This is a genomic window from Pseudomonas sp. FBCC-B545 (genome assembly GCF_059134095.1).
The window spans coordinates 1,878,761-1,896,588 of record NZ_CP101441.1 but is presented as its reverse complement, the minus strand read 5'-3'; the positions used below and the strand labels follow the sequence as shown (position 1 = coordinate 1,896,588).

The following is a 17,828-nucleotide window of genomic DNA, read 5'->3' as shown; positions in this document are numbered from 1 at the left end:
CACACCTTCCACAAAGGCATAAGATTAGTTCGCCTTCTCATTTGACAATCATTATCATTCAGCATAATTTGTTGCCCGATGTGTAGGAGGCCTCAGCAGGGACGCCCTCCCCTAACCTAATAGCAGTAAGGTGATTTCCATGACGGAACAAGTATCCACAGGCAGGTGCGATTCACCCCTTCTCCAGGCTTTTGTCGACAACCGGCTCATGCTGGTGAAGATCGCGGCACGTATCACCGGTTGCCGCTCCCGCGCCGAAGATGTGGTTCAAGACGCCTACTTCCGATTGCAGTCTGCGCCGACGATCACTTCATCGTTCAAGGCCCAGCTGAGCTACCTGTTCCAGATCGTGCGCAACCTGGCCATCGATCACTACCGCAAGCAGGCCCTGGAGCTCAAATACTCCGGGACCGAAGAGGAAGGCTTGAATGTGGTTATTCACGGCGCTTCACCGGAAACCTCCCACATCAATTTCAACACTCTGGAAAACATCGCCGACGCCCTGACGCAACTGCCCCAACGCACCCGCTACGCGTTCGAGATGTACCGCCTGCATGGCGTGCCGCAAAAGGATATCGCCAAGGAACTCGGGGTGTCGCCGACGCTGGTGAACTTTATGATTCGCGACGCGCTGGTGCATTGCCGCAAGGTCTCGGGCAGCCATAGTGATACGTTTGCGCGCAGGGTTTGAACGCGGCGCAAACACATGTGGAAGGAGCGGCGCGGGGATTCGACTGGCCTCTGATAACAGATGTCGAACGCGATCAATGTGGGAGGGGGCTTGCCCCCGAAGACGTCAGCCAGCAAACATTGACGTTGGCTGACCCACCGCTATCGGGAGCAAGCCCCCTCCCACATTTTGCCCCCCGTGAGATCTCAGGGCAGTGGTGTCACATCAATGCGATAAGGCTCAAAGATCTTCAGCATCTGGCCATTGTCCCGAAGGCCCTTGAGCAACGCGGAAAACGCATCACCCGTGATCGGTGCCTTGGGACGCAGCAATGCGTAATGGTGATACACCTGGTCAATGCGCTCCGACACCAGGAACTGCCTGGCCATGCTCACGTTGCGCACCATGAAATCACTCAGGTAAGAACGGGTGACCAGCGCGATATCCGCACGCCCACGGGCCACCATCAGCAAGTTGCTGTCATGGGAATAGGTCAACGTGGCGTTGAAGTGTTCGGCCATGTTTTTGGGGTCGGGGTTGAAGTTGGCGAAGGCGTAGTGATAGCCGCTGAATACCGCCAGGCGTTTGCCAGTGAGATCGGCGAAGTAACTCTGGTCGCGCCCGGCCTGGCGTTGAGCGACGAAGATTTCTGCGTCCTCCAGGCCCATGTCGACGCTGGTATGGGCAATCTCCTGCCAGCCCCACGACGGGTTTTCGAAGATCGCCATATCGACCCGACCTTGCTCGAAGTCGCGAAAACGCCGGGGGATAGAGGTGGGTACCAGTACAAACTGATAGTCGGTTTGCTCAGCGTTCAGCGCCTCGAGCAATTGCGGCAGCAAACCGGTGTCTGCCCCTTGCTCGGGACGCACGGTGTAGGGCGGAAAGTGCGCCGCACCGACCCTCACCAATTGCGCAGCGCCCGCCTGCGTCCACGCGGCGCTGCCCAGTGCCCATAATGTAAGTCCTGCAGCCAGCCGCCATGGCGAAAACATTGAGGCACACACCGTTGAATTCTTTGATGGCGATAAGCTAGGCGTTTTTATCTGGAGAGACAACTTTCGCCATCAAATTTAATAAGTTGCGCCTCAGTCTGACTTAAGCACCATCAGCAACGCCTCTTCAGCCAATTGCTCAAGGGTCAGGCTGCCCTGGGCGCGGAACCAGGTGGTGGTCCAGGACAGCGCGCCGGTGAGGAAGCGCCGGGTGATAAACACGTCGCCCTTGATATAACCAGCGGCCTTGGCCTCGCCCAATACCTGCAGCCAGATCTGTTCGTACACGTCGCGCAGGGCGAGCACCTGGGCCTGACCTTCGGCCGACAACGAGCGCCATTCGTAGACCAGCACCGCCATGGCCTCGCCACTGCCGCCCATGATCGACTGCAACTCGCAGCGAATCAGCGCCAGCACACGCTCGCGCACGTTATTCGCCTCCTCCAGCGAAGCACGCATCATCGCGGTGTTGTAATGGATGGTTTCCTCCATCACTGCCCGCAGGATCTCGTCCTTGCTCTTGAAATGATGAAAGATGCTGCCCGACTGGATGCCCACGGCGCTGGCCAAATCCCGCACGGTCGTGCGTTCAAAGCCCTTGTTGCGGAATAGGTGAGCTGCGGTTTGCAGCAATTTGCCCCGCGCACTTTCCGGGTCGGTCAATTGGCCACCGTCAACCATGGTGCGCATCACCCCCAGGGCTTTGTGCTCATCCACGCGACTCTCCTTCACTTCTGCTGACGTCTTGGGCGGCAATTTAGGCCGTAGCTGCCACCCAAGCAAGCGCTTGGGTAAAACTTGTTTCGACAGTTTACAAACCAAGCGCTTGCTTGGTAGTCTCGACGCCAGCCATTGGAGCAAGGATTTCTCATGAGCAAGACGGTTCGTATCGGCTGCGCCAGCGCCTTCTGGGGTGACACCTGCACCGCTGCCGCCCAACTGGTGCACGGCGGCGCCTTGGATTACCTGGTATTCGACTACTTGGCCGAAGTCACGATGTCGATCCTGGCCGGTGCGCGCATGAAAGACCCCAAGGCCGGCTACGCCACGGATTTTGTCGAGGTGCTCACGCCCTTGCTGGGGGATATCCAGCAACAGGGCATCCGGGTGATCAGCAATGCCGGCGGCATCAACCCCCAGGCATGCGCCGCCGCCCTGCAAGCGGCCTGCGACCAGGCTGGCATCGGCCTGAAAATCGCCGTGTTGCTCGGCGATGACCTGCACTCCCAACTCAAACACCTGCCCACGGTCACCGACATGTTCACCGGTGCCCCACTGCCACCGGTGTGTGTGTCCGCCAATGCCTATCTCGGCGCACCAGGCATTGCCCAGGCCCTGGGGTTGGGCGCCGATATCGTTATCACCGGCCGGGTGGTCGACAGTGCAGTGGTCAGCGCAGCACTGGTGCACGAATTCAACTGGTCATGGCAAGACTACGATCACCTTGCCCAGGCCGCCCTGGCCGGGCATATCATCGAATGCGGAGCACAGTGCACCGGCGGCAACTTCACCGATTGGCGCGATGTACCCGACTATGAGCACATCGGTTTCCCCATCGTCGAAGTCAGCGCCGACGGCCACTTCACCGTAAACAAGGTCGAGGGCAGCGGCGGGCTGATCAGCGAACTCAGCGTGGCCGAACAGCTGCTGTATGAAATTGGCGACCCGCGTGCCTACCTGCTGCCGGACGTGATCTGCGATTTGAGCCAAGTCAAATTGCAGCAACAGGGCAAACACTCTGTACGCCTGCATGGCGCCAGGGGACTGCCACCCACCGATCAGTACAAGGTCAGCGCCACCTACCCCGATGGCTTTCGCTGTACCGCCAGTTGCCTGCTTGCAGGCATTGACGCGGTAGCCAAGGCCGAGCGGGTCAGCCAGGCAATCATCAACAAGACCTCGGAACTGTTCAGCCAACGCGGCTGGGCGCCCTACACCGAAGTCAACATCGAACTGCTCGGCAGTGAAGCCACCTACGGCGCCCATGCTCGGCGTGAGGATTGCCGTGAGGTGGTGGTCAAGCTAGCCGTACGGCACCCGAGCAAGCAGGCGCTGGTGCTCTTCGCCCGCGAGATCGCCCAGGCCGCTACTGGCATGGCGCCAGGCTTGACCGGCATCGTCGGCGGGCGGCCCAGGGTGTATCCGCTGATACGGCTGTTTTCGTTCCTGATCGACAAGTCGTGCTGCGAAGTGGTCATCGACTACCAAGGCCAACGTCATGCTGTCGAACTGCCCGCCTCTGCCGCCATGCTCACCCCGGCCGCACCCATTGAGCCCGCCAAACCCCAGGGCCGCGCCGACGCCAGTGTGCCGCTGGTGAAACTCGCCGTGGCGCGCTCCGGTGACAAGGGCAACCACAGCAATATCGGCGTGATCGCCCGCCACCCCGACTACCTGCCGTGGATCGCCGAAACGCTGACCCCGGAAGTGATCGTCGACTGGATGGGCCATGTGCTCGACCCGATCTGTGGCCGTGTCGAACGCTGGTATTTGCCCGGCAGCCACAGCATGAATTTCCTGCTGGAAAATGCCTTGGGCGGTGGCGGCATCGCCAGCCTGCGCATCGACCCGCAAGGCAAAGCCTTCGCCCAGCAGTTGCTGGAAATCCCCATCGCCGTGCCGCAGCACATTGCCGATCAACTCAGCTAAAGGACCGTCGCCGTGGCCTTCAACTCGATCTTTAAAGCCGACCTGTTCCAGGGGCAAACCGTGATTGTCACCGGTGGCGGCAGTGGCATTGGGCGCTGCACCGCCCATGAACTGGCGGCCCTTGGCGCCCGTGTCATCCTGGTGGGGCGCAAGCCGGAGAAGCTGCAGAAGGTCGCGGCGGAAATTGCCGAAGACGGCGGCATCGCCCATTGGCTGGCCTGCGATATCCGCGATGAAGAGGCGGTAAAGACGTTAGTCACCCAGGTCATGCACGATCACGGCCCGATCCATGGCCTGGTCAATAATGCGGGTGGCCAATATCCGTCGCCTCTGGCCGCGATCAATCAAAAAGGCTTTGAAACCGTACTGCGCACCAACCTGGTGGGCGGTTTCCTGATGGCGCGGGAAGTGTTCAACCAATCAATGAGCCAACACGGCGGCGCCATCGTCAACATGCTCGCCGACATGTGGGGCGGCATGCCCGGCATGGGCCACTCCGGCGCGGCGCGCTCGGGCATGGACAACTTCACCAAGACCGCTGCGTTTGAATGGGGTTATGCCGGGGTGCGTGTGAATGCCGTGGCCCCCGGTTGGATCGCCTCCAGCGGCATGGACACCTATGAAGGCGCGTTCAAGGCGGTGATCCCTACCCTGCGCGAGTATGTACCGCTCAAGCGTATCGGCACCGAGTCGGAAGTCAGCGCCGCCATCGTGTTTCTGCTCAGCCCGGCCGCGGCCTTCGTCAGCGGCAGCACCCTGCGCATCGACGGCGCCGCCAGCCTGGGCAGCCGGGCGTGGCCGCTGCACAAGGCGCAGGCGCCGAGTGAAGCCTTCAATGGTTTCCACCGCGCTTACCTGCCGGATGTGCTCAAGGCGGAACAATAACCCCATGCCGATAATTGAAAGCCTGATCGACGCCCACAGCCCGCAGTTCGCGCAAAACCGCGAAGTCATGCTCGCCGCCATCGCCCAGTTGCGCGAGCTGGAACACACCCTGCTTGCCAAGGCCCAGGAAGCCAAGCCCAAGTTCGACAAGCGCGGCCAACTGCTGCCCCGCGAGCGCCTCGACATGCTGCTCGACCCCGGCGCGCCGTTCCTCGAGCTGGCAAGCCTTGCCGGCTACAAACTCCATGACGACAAGGATGGCAGCGCGGCCGGTGGCGGGTTGATCGCCGGCATCGGCTATGTCAGCGGCGTGCGCATGCTGGTGGTGGCCAACAACAGCGCGATCAAGGGCGGCACTATTTCTCCCTCCGGCCTGAAAAAATCCCTGCGCCTGCAACAGATCGCCATGGAAAACAAACTGCCGGTGGTGACCCTGGCTGAAAGCGGCGGCGCCAACCTCAACTATGCCGCCGAGATTTTCGTCGAAGGCGCGCGCAGCTTCGCCAACCAGGCGCGGATGTCGGCCATGGGCCTGCCGCAGATCACCGTGGTGCACGGCTCCGCCACCGCCGGCGGTGCGTATCAACCGGGCTTGTCGGATTACGTGGTGGTGGTGCGCGGCAAGGCCAAGCTGTTCCTCGCCGGGCCACCGTTGCTCAAGGCCGCTACCGGCGAAGTCGCCAGCGACGAGGCACTGGGCGGCGCCGAGATGCACGCGCAAACCGCCGGCACCGCTGAGTACCTGGCGGAAAACGATGCCGACGGCGTGCGCATCGTGCGTGAAATTGTCGGCTTGCTGGCGTGGAATCAGCGTCTGCCCCTCGCGCCCAAACGTGCCTACGCAGAGCCGCTATATCCCATTGAAGAATTGCTGGGGCTGATCCCCGATGACCCGAAAAAACCCTACGACGTGCGCGAGATCCTCGCACGCCTGGCAGACGGCTCGCACTTCCTTGAATTCAAGGGCGAGTTCGACGCCCACACCGTCTGCGGCCACCTGCAGATCCAGGGGCGCGCCGTGGGCGTGATCGGCAACAACGGCCCCATCACGCCCAAGGGCGCGAGCAAGGCCGCGCAGTTTATCCAGCTGTGCGACCAGAGCCGCACGCCGCTGCTGTTCCTGCATAACACCACCGGTTTCATGGTCGGCACCGAGTCCGAACAGCAAGGGGTGATCAAGCACGGCGCGAAGATGATCCAGGCGGTGGCCAATGCCCGCGTGCCGAAGCTCACCCTTGTGGTCGGCGGTTCCTACGGTGCCGGCAACTATGCAATGTGCGGCCGCGGCCTGGACCCACGCTTTATCTTCGCCTGGCCCAACAGCCGCACGGCGGTGATGGGCGGCGCGCAGGCCGGCAAGGTGCTGCGCATCGTCACCGAAGCCAAGCAGTTGAAGGACGGCCTGGTGCCCGATCCCAAGGTGCTGGACATGCTCGAACAGGTCACCGCGCAGAAGCTCGACAGCCAATCCACCGCACTCTACGGCAGCGCCAACCTGTGGGACGACGGGCTGATCGATCCACGGGATAGCCGTACCTTGCTCGGGTTTCTATTGGATATCTGTGATGAAGCCGAACGGCGACAACTGCAACCGAACAGCTTTGGTGTAGCGCGTTTCTAACGACGGCCAGGAGAACCATAAAAATGATCTTCACCCAGGAACATCAGGAACTGCGCCGCACCGTGCGCGCTTTCGTCGACCGCGAGATCAACCCCCATGTGGATGAATGGGAAAAGGCCGGGCGTTTTCCCATCCATGAAATCTTCCGTAAGGCCGGCGACCTCGGTCTGCTGGGCATTTCCAAGCCGGAGCAGTTCGGAGGCATGGGCCTGGACTACAGCTACTCCATCGTGGCCGCCGAAGAATTTGGCACCATTGGCTGTGGCGGCATCCCCATGTCCATCGGTGTGCAGACCGACATGTGCACCCCGGCCCTGGCCCGTTTCGGTTCCGATGAGCTGCGCGACGAATTCCTGCGCCCGGCCATCAGCGGCGAACAGGTCGGCTGCATCGGTGTTTCGGAAACCGGCGCCGGCTCCGACGTGGCCGGGCTCAAGACCCATGCGCGCAAGGACGGCGACGACTACGTGATCAACGGCAGCAAGATGTGGATCACCAACTCGCCCAGCGCCGACTTTATCTGCCTGCTGGCCAACACCTCCGATGACAAGCCGCACATCAACAAATCCCTGATCATGGTGCCGATGAACAGCCCGGGCATCAGCGTCAGCCCGCCCCTGGAAAAGCTCGGCATGCACAGCTCCGAGACCGCCCAGGTGTTCTTCGACAGCGTGCGCGTGCCGCAGCGCAACCGCATCGGCCAGGAAGGCGCGGGCTTCATGATGCAGATGCTGCAATTCCAGGAAGAACGCCTGTTTGGCGCGGCCAATATGATCAAGGGCCTGGAGTACTGCATCGACAGCACCATCGCGTACTGCAAGGAGCGCCAGACCTTCGGCAAAGCGTTGATCGACAACCAGGTGATCCATTTTCGCCTGGCCGAACTTGCGACCGAAATCGAATGCCTGCGCGCCTTGGTCTACCAGGCCACCGAGCAATACATCAAGGGCCAGGACGTCACTCGCCTGGCGTCGATGGCCAAGCTCAAGGCCGGGCGCCTTGGCCGCGAGGTCAGCGACAGTTGCCTGCAATATTGGGGCGGCATGGGTTTCATGTGGGACAACCCGGTAGCCCGCGCCTATCGCGATGTGCGCCTGGTGTCGATTGGCGGCGGCGCCGACGAAATCATGCTGGGCATCATCTGCAAACTGATGGGCACCCTGCCCGGTAAAAAGCCATGAACACGTTGCTGCTCGAAGCCCATAACGGCGTGCTGCATATCACCCTCAACCGGCCCGAATGTCGCAATGCGATGAGCCTGGCAATGGTCAAGGAACTGCGTGCGGTATTGGCACAGTTGGACAGCCAGGTGCGCGCCGTGGTGATCAGTGGTGCGGGCGGGCACTTTTGCGCGGGGGCCGATGTGAAGGACTTGGTTGGCGCAGGCGCTCAGTTGCAAGCGTTGAACCGGGCATTTGGCACCTTGCTACAAGAGGTAGAAGCCGTACCGCAGGTGGTGATTGTGTTGCTGCAAGGCGCGGTGCTGGGCGGCGGCTTTGGCTTGGCGTGCGTGAGTGATATTGCGATCGCCGACCACCAGGCCCAGTTCGGCTTGCCCGAGACCCGCCTGGGGTTGCTGCCGGCGCAGATTGCACCCTTTGTGGTCAAGCGTATTGGGCTGACCCAGGCACGCCGACTGGCGCTGACGGCGGCGCGGTTCGATGGGGTTGAAGCCGAGCGGCTGGGGGTGACGCATTTCGTCGAGCACGATGCCCAAGCACTGGCGCAGCGCCTGGACGAAGTGCTGGGGCAGGTGTTGCAGTGCGCGCCGGGGGCGAATGCGCGGACCAAGGCGTTGTTGTTGGCCAGTGTGGATGAGCCGCTTGATGCAGTGCTGGACCGCGGGGCGCAGTGGTTTGCCGAGGCAGTCGCGAGCGAGGAAGGGATTGAGGGCACACAGGCGTTTGTGCACAAGCGCAAGCCACGGTGGTGCGAATGACGCCTTCGCGAGCAAGCCCGCTCCCACAGGTTGGAATGCATTTCAAATGTGGGAGGGGGCTTGCTCCCGATGAGGCCAGAACAGCCAATCCATCCTTCAAGGAATAGACCAATGCCCGCCTTCAGCAAAATCCTGATCGCCAACCGCGGCGAAATCGCCTGCCGCATCCAACGCACTGCCCAGGCATTGGGTTACCGCACCGTCGCCGTGTACAGCGACGCCGACAGCCACGCCCTGCACGTGCAGATGGCCGACGAAGCCGTGAACATCGGCCCCGCCCCTGTACATCAGTCATACCTGAACATAGCCGCCATCCTCGACGCCGCCCAACGCACCGGCGCCGACGCCATCCACCCTGGCTACGGCTTCCTCTCCGAAAACCCCGACTTCGCCCGTGCTTGCCAGAACGCCAATATCACCTTCATCGGCCCCGGCGTCGAAGCCATCGAACTGATGGGCAGCAAGCGCCTGTCCAAGCTCGCCATGCTCGATGCCGGCGTACCTTGTATCGCCGGCTACCAAGGCAGCGCCCAGGACGATGCCACGCTGCAACAAGAAGCCCAGCGCATCGGCTTCCCGCTGATGATCAAGGCCAGCGCCGGTGGCGGTGGGCGTGGCATGCGCCTGGTGCACCGGCCCGAACAGTTGCAGGAGCAACTGCGCACCGCACGCTCGGAAGCCATGAACGCCTTCGGCAACGACGAGCTGATCCTCGAACAGGCGCTGGTCTACCCACGCCACGTTGAAGTGCAACTGTTCGGCGACAGCCACGGCAACCTGATCTACCTCGGCGAGCGCGACTGTTCGATCCAGCGCCGCCATCAGAAAATCATCGAAGAAGCCCCTTGCCCGGTGATGACCGTCGAGTTGCGCCAGGCCATGGGCGAAGCCGCGCTCAAGGCTGGACGGGCGGTGAATTACGTCGGCGCCGGCACCGTGGAGTTTCTGCTCGACCGTAACGGCCGGTTCTATTTCCTGGAAATGAATACACGCCTGCAAGTCGAACACCCGGTGACCGAACTGATCACCGGCCTCGACCTGGTGGCCTGGCAACTGCACATCGCCGCCGGCCAGCCCCTTCCATTGGCACAGGCCGATGTGGCCCTCAATGGCCATGCCATGGAGGTGCGCCTGTACGCCGAAGACCCGGCCCAGGGTTTCCTGCCGCAAACCGGTGAAGTGTTGCGTTGGGAGCCCGCCCCCGGCGTGCGTATTGACCATGGTTTGTGTGAAGGAGACCAAGTCAGCCCGTTCTATGACCCGATGCTGGGCAAGATCATCGTCCATGGTGCTAACCGTGAAGAGGCACGACGTAAGTTGCTGCGGGCGGTGGAAGATACGGTGTTACTCGGCGTCACCACGAATCAGCAGCTATTGGCTGATTTGCTCAAGCATCCGGGTTTTATCGCCGGCGATTTGAGCACCGCATTTATCGCAGAACACTTCGGCGAAATACCGCCCCGGGTGCTATCAAACGAACAGCTCACCTTGGCAGCAGCGCTGTTTTATAGACACAGCGCCGACCAGCATCCCCAAGGTCTGGCAGGATGGCGCAACAATGCCAATGTCGCGTGCACCTATCGCCTTGAGGCCAATGGCGAAATCCACACCGTGAGTGCCGACGCCCTGCAACTCACCACCGACGGGCGTTGGGCCACACAGGTACTCAATGGTATCCGCCGGCGTGTCGCCTACCACCTCGACGACACCCAGCTGTGGCTGCCCGGCATGAAGGTGATCAACCGCACCCAGCAAGTCGCCAGTCGCCAGGCCGACGCCAGCAGTGGCACGGTCAAGGCCCCCATGGACGGCGCCATCGTCGACATACGCGTCAGCGTCGGTGAGCGGGTCAGCAAAGGCCAACTGTTGCTGGTGCTCGAAGCGATGAAAATGGAGCACCCGCTGAAGGCCGGCATCGATGGCATCATCAAGGGCGTGCAGGTCGTGACGGGCGATCAGGTGCACAATCGCCAGGTTTTGCTGGAGATCGAATAACGGCGCTGGGCGGAACTACAAGGCCGGGCTACGCTCTATCCCCAACAGGAAGGGACGAGTACGGGAACCTGCACCATGCCTCATTGGCTGATTATTGACCTTGAAGCCACAACGGATGACGGCGGTTGGCCCGTGACGGAGATGGAAGTCATCGAGATTGGCGCCAGCCTGGTCAACCGCCAGGGCCGCGAACTGGATCACTTCCAGCGCTTTGTGCGGCCACTGCGACGGCCATTGCTGACGCCCTTTTGCCGCAAACTGACCCACATCACCCAGGCCAATATCGACGCAGCCACACCGATCACCGAGGTGTGGCCGCTGTTCGAGCGCTGGCTGGGCCAGCATCAGGCACGCCTGGAAGGCTGGGCCAGCTGGGGGGATTACGATCGCGTGCAGCTTGAGCTGGAATGGCAACGCCATGACCTGGCCAGCGCGCTGGGCCAAACGCCCCATGTGAACCTCAAGCAACGCTTCGCCAAGGCCCGGCGCCTGGACAAGCCGCTGGGGCTCAACGGCGCCCTGCAATTGGCGGGGATGCAGTTCCACGGCCAGCAGCATCGCGCGTTGGAAGATGCACGCAATACCGCACGCCTGTTGCCGTTGATTTTGCCGGTCTAGGCAGCTCCCACAGGCTTGGGCATACTGGCCGGCCTTTCCAGACCCTTTTCTGAGGATTCACCCATGTTCAAAGTCAACGAGTACTTCGACGGCACCGTCAAGTCGATCGCTTTCGGCACCGCAGAAGGGCCGGCGACCATCGGCGTGATGGCCCCGGGTGAATACGAATTCGGTACCGCCCAGCGTGAAATCATGCACGTGGTTTCCGGCGCCCTGACCGTCAAGCTGCCCGACAGCAGCGAGTGGGAAACCTTCGCCGCCGGCAGCCAGTTCAACGTACCGGCCAACAGCAAGTTCCAGTTGAAGGTTGCCATGGACACCGCTTACCTGTGTGAATACCGCGGCTAAGCATCACCGGCAAACAAAAATGCCCGTCTCCAGCGAGACGGGCATTTTTTATTCCAGCACCGTCACCGGCATGCCGACTTCCAGGCGCCCGATGCCGTCGTTGACCAAGTTCTGGCCGAACATCGCGCCCTTCTCGGTCTTGCGATAGGTCTCCAGCGTGGCGAAAGGCTCTCGGTCGGGGCTGCGCTCGCCGTTCTGCGGGTCAATGGTGGTGAGGATGCAGCGCGAGCACGGCTTGACCACCCGAAACTCCACGTCGCCGATGCGCAAGCGTTTCCAGCCATCTTCGGCAAAGGCTTCGGCGCCCTCGATCACCAGGTTGGGCCGAAAGCGCAGCATTTCCATCGGCCGGCCGATATGCGCGCACAGGTCGTCCAGGGAAGCCTGCCCGATCAACAGCAAGGGGTAACCGTCGGCGAACCCCACCTGATCGTGATCCTGGCCATAACCGGAGTCGGTAGAACGCGCACGCTCCAGGGGCATATGCACCAGGCGCGTGGGTTTGCCGATGAACGCACTGACCCAGGCCGCCGCTGCATCGCCCGCATCCGGTACGCGCAGGGTGTCGCGCCAGATGGTGACACCGCGTAAGTCCTCGTCGCCGGGCAACGTCACCTCCAGCGGCGCATGACCGGGCGAACTGAGAGTCAGGCCGCCCATGCTGTTCCACAGCGCCGACAGTTGGCTCATCTTCGCCACCGCCCGCTGCGTCAGGAACCGCCCGCTGGCTTCGTCCACCAGCATCCAGCGTCGATCCCCCTGCAACCCGAGTTTATCCAGGCCGATCTGCTGCAAAGGTTCGCCCTTGCCGGATTTCAACGGGAAACGGTACAACGCACTGAGACGAAGCATGGGCCTGCATTCCTAGGACACAAAGTGTCATCCTAACCTCAGGCAGGCACTTCGTCCAACATCAGTCGTTGGCGCACCACATCTACCAGCTTGTCCGGTTGGAATTTGGAGAGGAAATTGTCGCAGCCGACCTTCTTCACCATCGACTCGTTGAAGCTGCCCGACAGTGAGGTGTGCAGCACCACGTAGAGCCCACGCAGGCGCGGATCGTTGCGGATTTCGGTGGTGAGGCGGTAGCCGTCCATCTCGGGCATTTCGGCATCGGTGAAGATCATCAGCAGCTTGTCGGTCATCACCTGGCCCGTGTCAGCCCAGGCCTTGAGCATGTTCAGGGCCTTGAGGCCGTCACTGGCGATGTGCATCTTCACGCCCAACTGGCCGAGGGTGTCACGCAACTGCGACAGGGCCACGTTGGAGTCGTCCACCAGCAGCACTTCGCGGCCACGGGCACGCTCCAGGATCGGGTCTTCAAGTTTTTCCCGGGAGACCTTGGCGTTGTAGGGCACGATCTCGGCGAGGACTTTTTCCACGTCGATGATCTCCACCAACTGATCATCTACCTTGCTGATGGCGGTGAGGTAATGCTGGCGCCCGGCGCTGGTCGGCGGCGGCAGGATGGCTTCCCAGTTCATGTTGACGATGCGGTCGACCCCGCCTACCAGGAACGCCTGCACCGAACGGTTGTATTCGGTGACGATGATGGTGCTGTTGGGCCCTGGCACCAGAGGGCGCATGCCGATGGCCTGGGACAGGTCGATCACCGGCAAGGTCTGGCCACGCAGGTTGACCACCCCGCACACGAAGGGGTGGCGCTGGGGCATCAGGGTCAGCTTGGGCAGCTGCAGCACTTCCTGCACCTTGAACACGTTAATGGCAAACAATTGCCGCCCGGCCAGGCGGAACATGAGAATCTCCAGGCGATTCTCACCCACCAATTGCGTGCGTTGATCTACCGTGTCGAGAATGCCGGCCATTGAAAGCTCCTGGTGTGCTGAGGGAATGTGCCACTGATGCGAGCGTGGCGCGCTCTCGAGGTTGTTGCGAGCAAACTCGCGCCTGTAGTGGGTTATCGGCGGCAAACGCCAGACCTTGACCTGAGTAAAATGCCATGTAAATTCATTGATGTCACACTGACATCATGCTTTACTGCAATGACTCCTGCATAGGCACGGAACATGACCTTGCGCGACACCCAAATCGACGCGAGGTTCCGCTATATAAGGGATTCCCCTAGGCACAATCGGGCCTAACCTGATATTCGCGATATCTAATAGCCATTAATGTGACGCCATTCTCATTGCATGAATGGAGTCAGGCTTTTGTTTGCCATCCCAAGCCCTCGGCCCACCGGCCTTCCAGGCACTTACTTGTCGGCTACTCAAGGTGTGCAAGCGGTCCGGATAACGAGGACGATGCACGGCCTTTGTCGGCATTTCAATAAACGTCCTACCGAAACATCAGAAGCGACCTACAGATTCCCGTCAAATTTCAGCGCTAGTTTTAAGCTATTCGCCCGGTGCGACATCTCATCACCCGACCTAAAGTTGTGGAGACTTGCATGATGAATAGCGCAAACGAATGGCAAACAGCACTTCCCGATTTTCTGCTGGAAGCGGAAATGCTGCTGGCCAAGTCTGAAGAGTGCCTGAACCACCTGCATTTGATCCGCAACGACAGCGATGCCATCGACTGCATGAAGGCCAGCCTGGCTAAACTGGCTGAAAAAGCCGACGGCCTGGCCTTGCAGGCGATCAGCGAGTTCTCTCGACATATCCAGTACCTGATCGCCAATGCCGTGAGCCCCGTGCAATTGCATGACCAGGCACTGGATGCGTTGCATGACTGCCTGACGCTGCTGGCCTGGCAGCTGGAGCTGATCGACATGCGTACCGGCGAGTTAAGCCTGGATGACAGTGAACAGACATCGCTGATTGCAACGGTGACCTCGCAGATCCCGCAAAAAGATTATGCACCTGACCTGCAGTCTCGCTTGCAGCAGGGATCTTGAACCGCAAAGGTCGTATTTGATAGCCGGGCTATCTGAAAACGACCGCTTTTGCTCAAAAGATGAAACCCACTTAGCCTTTCATTCAATAGTTGTACAAACTACTCTAATTAATACAACTGGCTATCTTTGAACTCTGGGACTATTGCTCAGGGCGTTGACGTGGCCAATACATCCAACACGGAAAGTGCCAGGCGACCAACGGTAATAGTGGTGGTACTATGCCCCGCTCGAAGTGACTCAACTTCATCATGGATAACCACGATTCGGCACCGCATTCCCAACAGAGCCCAGTCAACCGCCGTGACCGGTCTTCCCGCAGCGAACCCTCATTGGCTCCATCTGCTATGTACGCCAGTCTCAAGTCACTCATCGCAAGGTCCGTGTCCCGCAGTCATGCACCTCGCATAGTCCTTGCCCTGTGCCTGTGCGCAACGCTGGCCAGTCTATTGGCCTACCTGCATGGCGCGTCGCTGCCGTTATTGATCCTGCTGCTCAACTTCGCCACGCTGGTGGTGGTGGCCCTGTACCAGTGGTGCTCGCGCAAAGCTATCAAGTTCCAGCCCCAGGAACTGGCCGACCGCCTGCTGCAAGTCCAGGAAAACGAACGCCACCGTCTCAGCCGCGAACTGCACGACGACATTGGCCAACTGCTGACCGCCGCCAAACTGCAAGGCGAATGGCTGCAACGTCGCCTGCCCCAGGACCTGCAAAACCATTGCTCGGTGCTGTGCAACACGCTCAACGAAACCCTGGCTAAGGTGCGCGACGTGTCCGCGATCCTCAACCCTCGCCAGCTGGCAAGCCTGGGCCTGGAAGCCAGCCTGCGCGCGCACCTGCTCAAGACCTTGGAGAACACTCAGGTATGCTGGAGCCTGGAGTGCCAGCAACGACTGACCGGCATCCCCGAGGAAATGGCCGTGGCGGCCTTTCGCATCACCCAGGAAGCCGTCACCAACATGCTTCGCCATGCCCAGGCGCACAATCTGCTGGTGCGCCTGCAACGCCTGCCCGAAGGCCTGTCACTGGTGATCTGCGATGACGGCCTGGGTTTCTCGCCTGCCGCCGACCCCGGCCGGGAAGGCCAACGGGGCATGGCCGGCATGAAGGAGCGAGCCGATCAGTTGGGGGGCACCCTGACCGTCAGCAGCCAGCCAGGCAAAGGCACACGCATCAACGCACTTTTCCCCTGGGCGCCCCGCGCCCTCAAACGGGCCAGCCCCCCTAAGGTTCTCGAGTGACCTGCACCTTACTCCTGGTCGATGACCACGCGCTGATTCGCGCCGGCGTGCGTGCACTGATCCAGGATCTCCCCGGCTACAGCGTAACCGGCGAGGCCAGTGATGGTGCGCAATTGCTGGAGCAATTCAGTGCCCTGCAGCCGGACATCGTGTTGCTCGACCTGTCAATGAAACACACCGGCGGCCTGGATGCCTTGCAGCAACTCAAAAGCGCCTACCCCACGTGCAAGGTGCTGATCCTGTCGATGCACACCGATCCCGAGCTGATCATGCGTGCGCTGGAGGCTGGCGCCCACGGCTACCTGCTCAAGGACACCACCGCCAACGAGCTGGAGCACGCCCTGCTGGCCCTGCGTAACAACGAACGCTACCTGAGCCCCGCCATTGCCCACACGGTGATCAACCAGGCGCTGATCCGCAGCCATGGCCCGAGCGCTCCCGTCACCCACAGCCACAACCTGACGGCGCGGCAGTTGGAAATCCTGCGCTTGATCGTACGCGGCAAGTCCACCCGGGAAATCGCCCACGGCCTGGGCCTGAGCATCAAGACCGTGGAAGCCCATCGCTCGCAGATTATGAAGCGCCTGCAGATTTTCGACGTGGCGGGCCTGGTGCTATTCGCCGTGCGCGAGCAGATCATCAGCCTGGACGACTAACGGCGACCCCAGCGGCAGGTGCACGCGCAGGGCCTTGGGCAACGCCTCGAAATGCAGGTCATCGCCTTCCAGCGGCTCCCCATCGAGGTTGATGTACAGGCCTTGCGCGACCTTGATATTGACCCATGGCAGGCGTGCGCGAACGAACATGGTATCCAGGCCCCAGCCATTGTTCATCAATTCACGCAGGGTGCCGACCACCTCCTGGGGGGCCGGCAGGATGCTGACGTCGAGCAATCCATCATCGGCCAATGCGCCGGGGCACAGTACATGCCCGCCACCAGCCTGGCGACCGTTGCCGATACCCAGCGCGAGCAGCTCACCTTTCCAGTGGAAATCCGGGCCTTCCAGCTCCCCGTACGCGGCCTTCAATTCACTGAAGCGCGATAAACCGGTGAACAGGTAGGCGGCTCCGCCGAGGACTTTCTTCAGGTCTTCGGAAGTGTTGGCCGTGACCTGGCTGCCGAAACCGCCGGTGGCCATGTTCAGGAAGATCTGCCCGCCCACCTGGCCAAGGTCGATAGCCCTGGGTTGAACGTCCAGCAACGCCAGGGCGCCAGCCGGTTCCAACGGCACGCCGGCGGCCTTGGCGAAGTCATTGGCGGTGCCCAGGGGCATCAGCACCAGGCTGGCATCGGTCTTGGCCAACGCCATGGCCTCGGCCACATCGCGCAGGGTGCCGTCGCCGCCACCGGCGATGATATGGGTATACCCGCCATCCAATGCTTCGTTGACCAGGCGCTGGGCATCCCCGCCCTCCCAGGTCACTCGCACCGCCAGTTCCCAACCCTGCTCACGTCGGGCCAGCACGGCGGCACGCACGTCCTCGTTCAGGGCTTGTTTGCCATGGAGGATCAACAGGGCTTTGGGGGTGGTCATTTGGGGGTATCTCCTGGGTCAGGGTGCTTGAAGGATGTTGACCCTTGGGGAACAGGAAAAGTCTGTGGCTGGAGAAAATTGATTAAAGTACACAGATCAAAAAGTGGGAGCCGGCTTGCCTGCGATGGCGGCGGTTCAATCGACAAAGATGTCGAAGGTGCCGCCCAAAGGTAACCACGATGCGAAGCGAGCCGCTCTTGATCTTGCTCTTGATCTGCTTTTGATTTCAGGCGCCCCGTTAAACCACGCTGGCGGATTACGGGCACACCGAGCCTAGGCGAGGTGCCGAGTGGTGGGCGAGGACCTTTTGGTTACTTTTGGGTCCTTCCAAAAGTGACCCGCTGTCAGAGCGGAACCCTAAGTGGCCGTTACCGCAGATATGTACTCGGTATAACAGCGGCGGCTATCAGGCCGCCATCGCAGGCAAGCCAGCTCCCACATTTGGACTGCGGGGTGTCAGGTAGATAGAGGTCGG

General features: G+C 61.2%; 17 protein-coding genes. 12 read left to right on the top strand and 5 right to left on the bottom strand.

Going from position 1 to position 17,828, the window contains the following annotated elements; translation table 11 throughout:
• The first annotated feature begins 139 nt into the window (after window positions 1-139).
• Window positions 140-691 (top strand): RNA polymerase factor sigma-70, encoded by a 552-nt coding sequence (locus NMB39_RS08865; RefSeq protein ID WP_043049829.1) that lies wholly within the window; start codon window positions 140-142, stop codon window positions 689-691.
• A 185-nt stretch (window positions 692-876) separates the two neighbouring features.
• Here NMB39_RS08865 and NMB39_RS08860 read toward each other — a convergent pair whose 3' ends face one another.
• On the bottom strand, window positions 877-1,665 hold the full coding sequence (locus tag NMB39_RS08860; RefSeq protein ID WP_198719142.1) for a substrate-binding periplasmic protein: 789 nt from the start codon (window positions 1,663-1,665) through the stop codon (window positions 877-879).
• 93 nt (window positions 1,666-1,758) lie between these two features.
• Entirely contained in the window at window positions 1,759-2,382 is a 624-nt protein-coding gene (locus NMB39_RS08855) for a TetR/AcrR family transcriptional regulator (RefSeq protein WP_046071823.1), read from the bottom strand.
• A 153-nt stretch (window positions 2,383-2,535) separates the two neighbouring features.
• Here NMB39_RS08855 and NMB39_RS08850 point away from each other — a divergent pair, with 153 nt between their 5' ends.
• From NMB39_RS08850 to ppnP, 8 genes are all read left to right on the top strand, one after another.
• Complete coding sequence (locus NMB39_RS08850) at window positions 2,536-4,314, top strand: acyclic terpene utilization AtuA family protein (protein WP_494339400.1); 1,779 nt, start codon at window positions 2,536-2,538, stop codon at window positions 4,312-4,314.
• A 12-nt stretch (window positions 4,315-4,326) separates the two neighbouring features.
• A complete protein-coding gene (locus NMB39_RS08845) occupies window positions 4,327-5,199 on the top strand; it encodes an SDR family oxidoreductase (RefSeq protein WP_057023006.1) in 873 nt (290 codons plus the stop codon).
• 4 nt (window positions 5,200-5,203) lie between these two features.
• Window positions 5,204-6,820: a geranyl-CoA carboxylase subunit beta gene (gene atuC, locus NMB39_RS08840; protein ID WP_494339401.1), complete on the top strand. Its 1,617-nt coding sequence runs from the start codon at window positions 5,204-5,206 to the stop codon at window positions 6,818-6,820.
• A 23-nt stretch (window positions 6,821-6,843) separates the two neighbouring features.
• Window positions 6,844-8,001: a citronellyl-CoA dehydrogenase gene (gene atuD, locus NMB39_RS08835; RefSeq protein ID WP_494339402.1), complete on the top strand. Its 1,158-nt coding sequence runs from the start codon at window positions 6,844-6,846 to the stop codon at window positions 7,999-8,001.
• The gene (locus NMB39_RS08830; protein WP_494339403.1) at window positions 7,998-8,759 is read left to right on the top strand and encodes an enoyl-CoA hydratase/isomerase family protein; all 762 of its coding nucleotides are present in this window, start codon (window positions 7,998-8,000) and stop codon (window positions 8,757-8,759) included. Before atuD ends, NMB39_RS08830 begins: the two co-directional genes overlap by 4 nt.
• A 111-nt stretch (window positions 8,760-8,870) precedes the next feature.
• Complete coding sequence (locus NMB39_RS08825) at window positions 8,871-10,754, top strand: acetyl/propionyl/methylcrotonyl-CoA carboxylase subunit alpha (RefSeq protein ID WP_494339404.1); 1,884 nt, start codon at window positions 8,871-8,873, stop codon at window positions 10,752-10,754.
• Window positions 10,755-10,829: 75 nt separating this feature from the next.
• Complete coding sequence (locus NMB39_RS08820; protein WP_057023011.1) at window positions 10,830-11,372, top strand: 3'-5' exonuclease; 543 nt, start codon at window positions 10,830-10,832, stop codon at window positions 11,370-11,372.
• 63 nt (window positions 11,373-11,435) lie between these two features.
• Window positions 11,436-11,720 carry a pyrimidine/purine nucleoside phosphorylase gene (gene ppnP, locus NMB39_RS08815; protein ID WP_494339405.1) on the top strand — a complete coding sequence of 95 codons (285 nt, stop codon included), beginning with the start codon at window positions 11,436-11,438 and terminating at the stop codon, window positions 11,718-11,720.
• A gap of 48 nt (window positions 11,721-11,768) precedes the next feature.
• On the opposite strand, the gene NMB39_RS08810 is transcribed toward ppnP, so the two are convergent.
• Together NMB39_RS08810 and NMB39_RS08805 are read right to left on the bottom strand one after the other, a co-directional pair.
• A complete protein-coding gene (locus NMB39_RS08810) occupies window positions 11,769-12,572 on the bottom strand; it encodes an MOSC domain-containing protein (RefSeq protein WP_494339406.1) in 804 nt (267 codons plus the stop codon).
• A gap of 38 nt (window positions 12,573-12,610) precedes the next feature.
• Window positions 12,611-13,546 carry a chemotaxis protein CheV gene (locus NMB39_RS08805; protein WP_046071813.1) on the bottom strand — a complete coding sequence of 312 codons (936 nt, stop codon included), beginning with the start codon at window positions 13,544-13,546 and terminating at the stop codon, window positions 12,611-12,613.
• A gap of 584 nt (window positions 13,547-14,130) precedes the next feature.
• Here NMB39_RS08805 and NMB39_RS08800 point away from each other — a divergent pair.
• The 3 genes from NMB39_RS08800 (at window position 14,131) to NMB39_RS08790 (ending at window position 16,474) form a co-directional block, all read left to right on the top strand.
• A complete protein-coding gene (locus tag NMB39_RS08800; protein WP_046071812.1) occupies window positions 14,131-14,580 on the top strand; it encodes a hypothetical protein in 450 nt (149 codons plus the stop codon).
• Window positions 14,581-14,924: 344 nt separating this feature from the next.
• Window positions 14,925-15,818 carry a sensor histidine kinase gene (locus tag NMB39_RS08795; protein ID WP_494340604.1) on the top strand — a complete coding sequence of 298 codons (894 nt, stop codon included), beginning with the start codon at window positions 14,925-14,927 and terminating at the stop codon, window positions 15,816-15,818.
• Window positions 15,815-16,474, top strand: coding sequence for a response regulator transcription factor (locus NMB39_RS08790; RefSeq protein WP_057023015.1), 660 nt, complete (start codon window positions 15,815-15,817; stop codon window positions 16,472-16,474). The genes NMB39_RS08795 and NMB39_RS08790 overlap by 4 nt, the downstream gene beginning before the upstream one ends.
• Here the strand turns inward: NMB39_RS08790 and yegS are convergent.
• Window positions 16,433-17,353 (bottom strand): lipid kinase YegS, encoded by a 921-nt coding sequence (gene yegS, locus NMB39_RS08785; protein ID WP_124378865.1) that lies wholly within the window; start codon window positions 17,351-17,353, stop codon window positions 16,433-16,435. The genes NMB39_RS08790 and yegS overlap by 42 nt on opposite strands.
• Window positions 17,354-17,828: the final 475 nt, after the last annotated feature.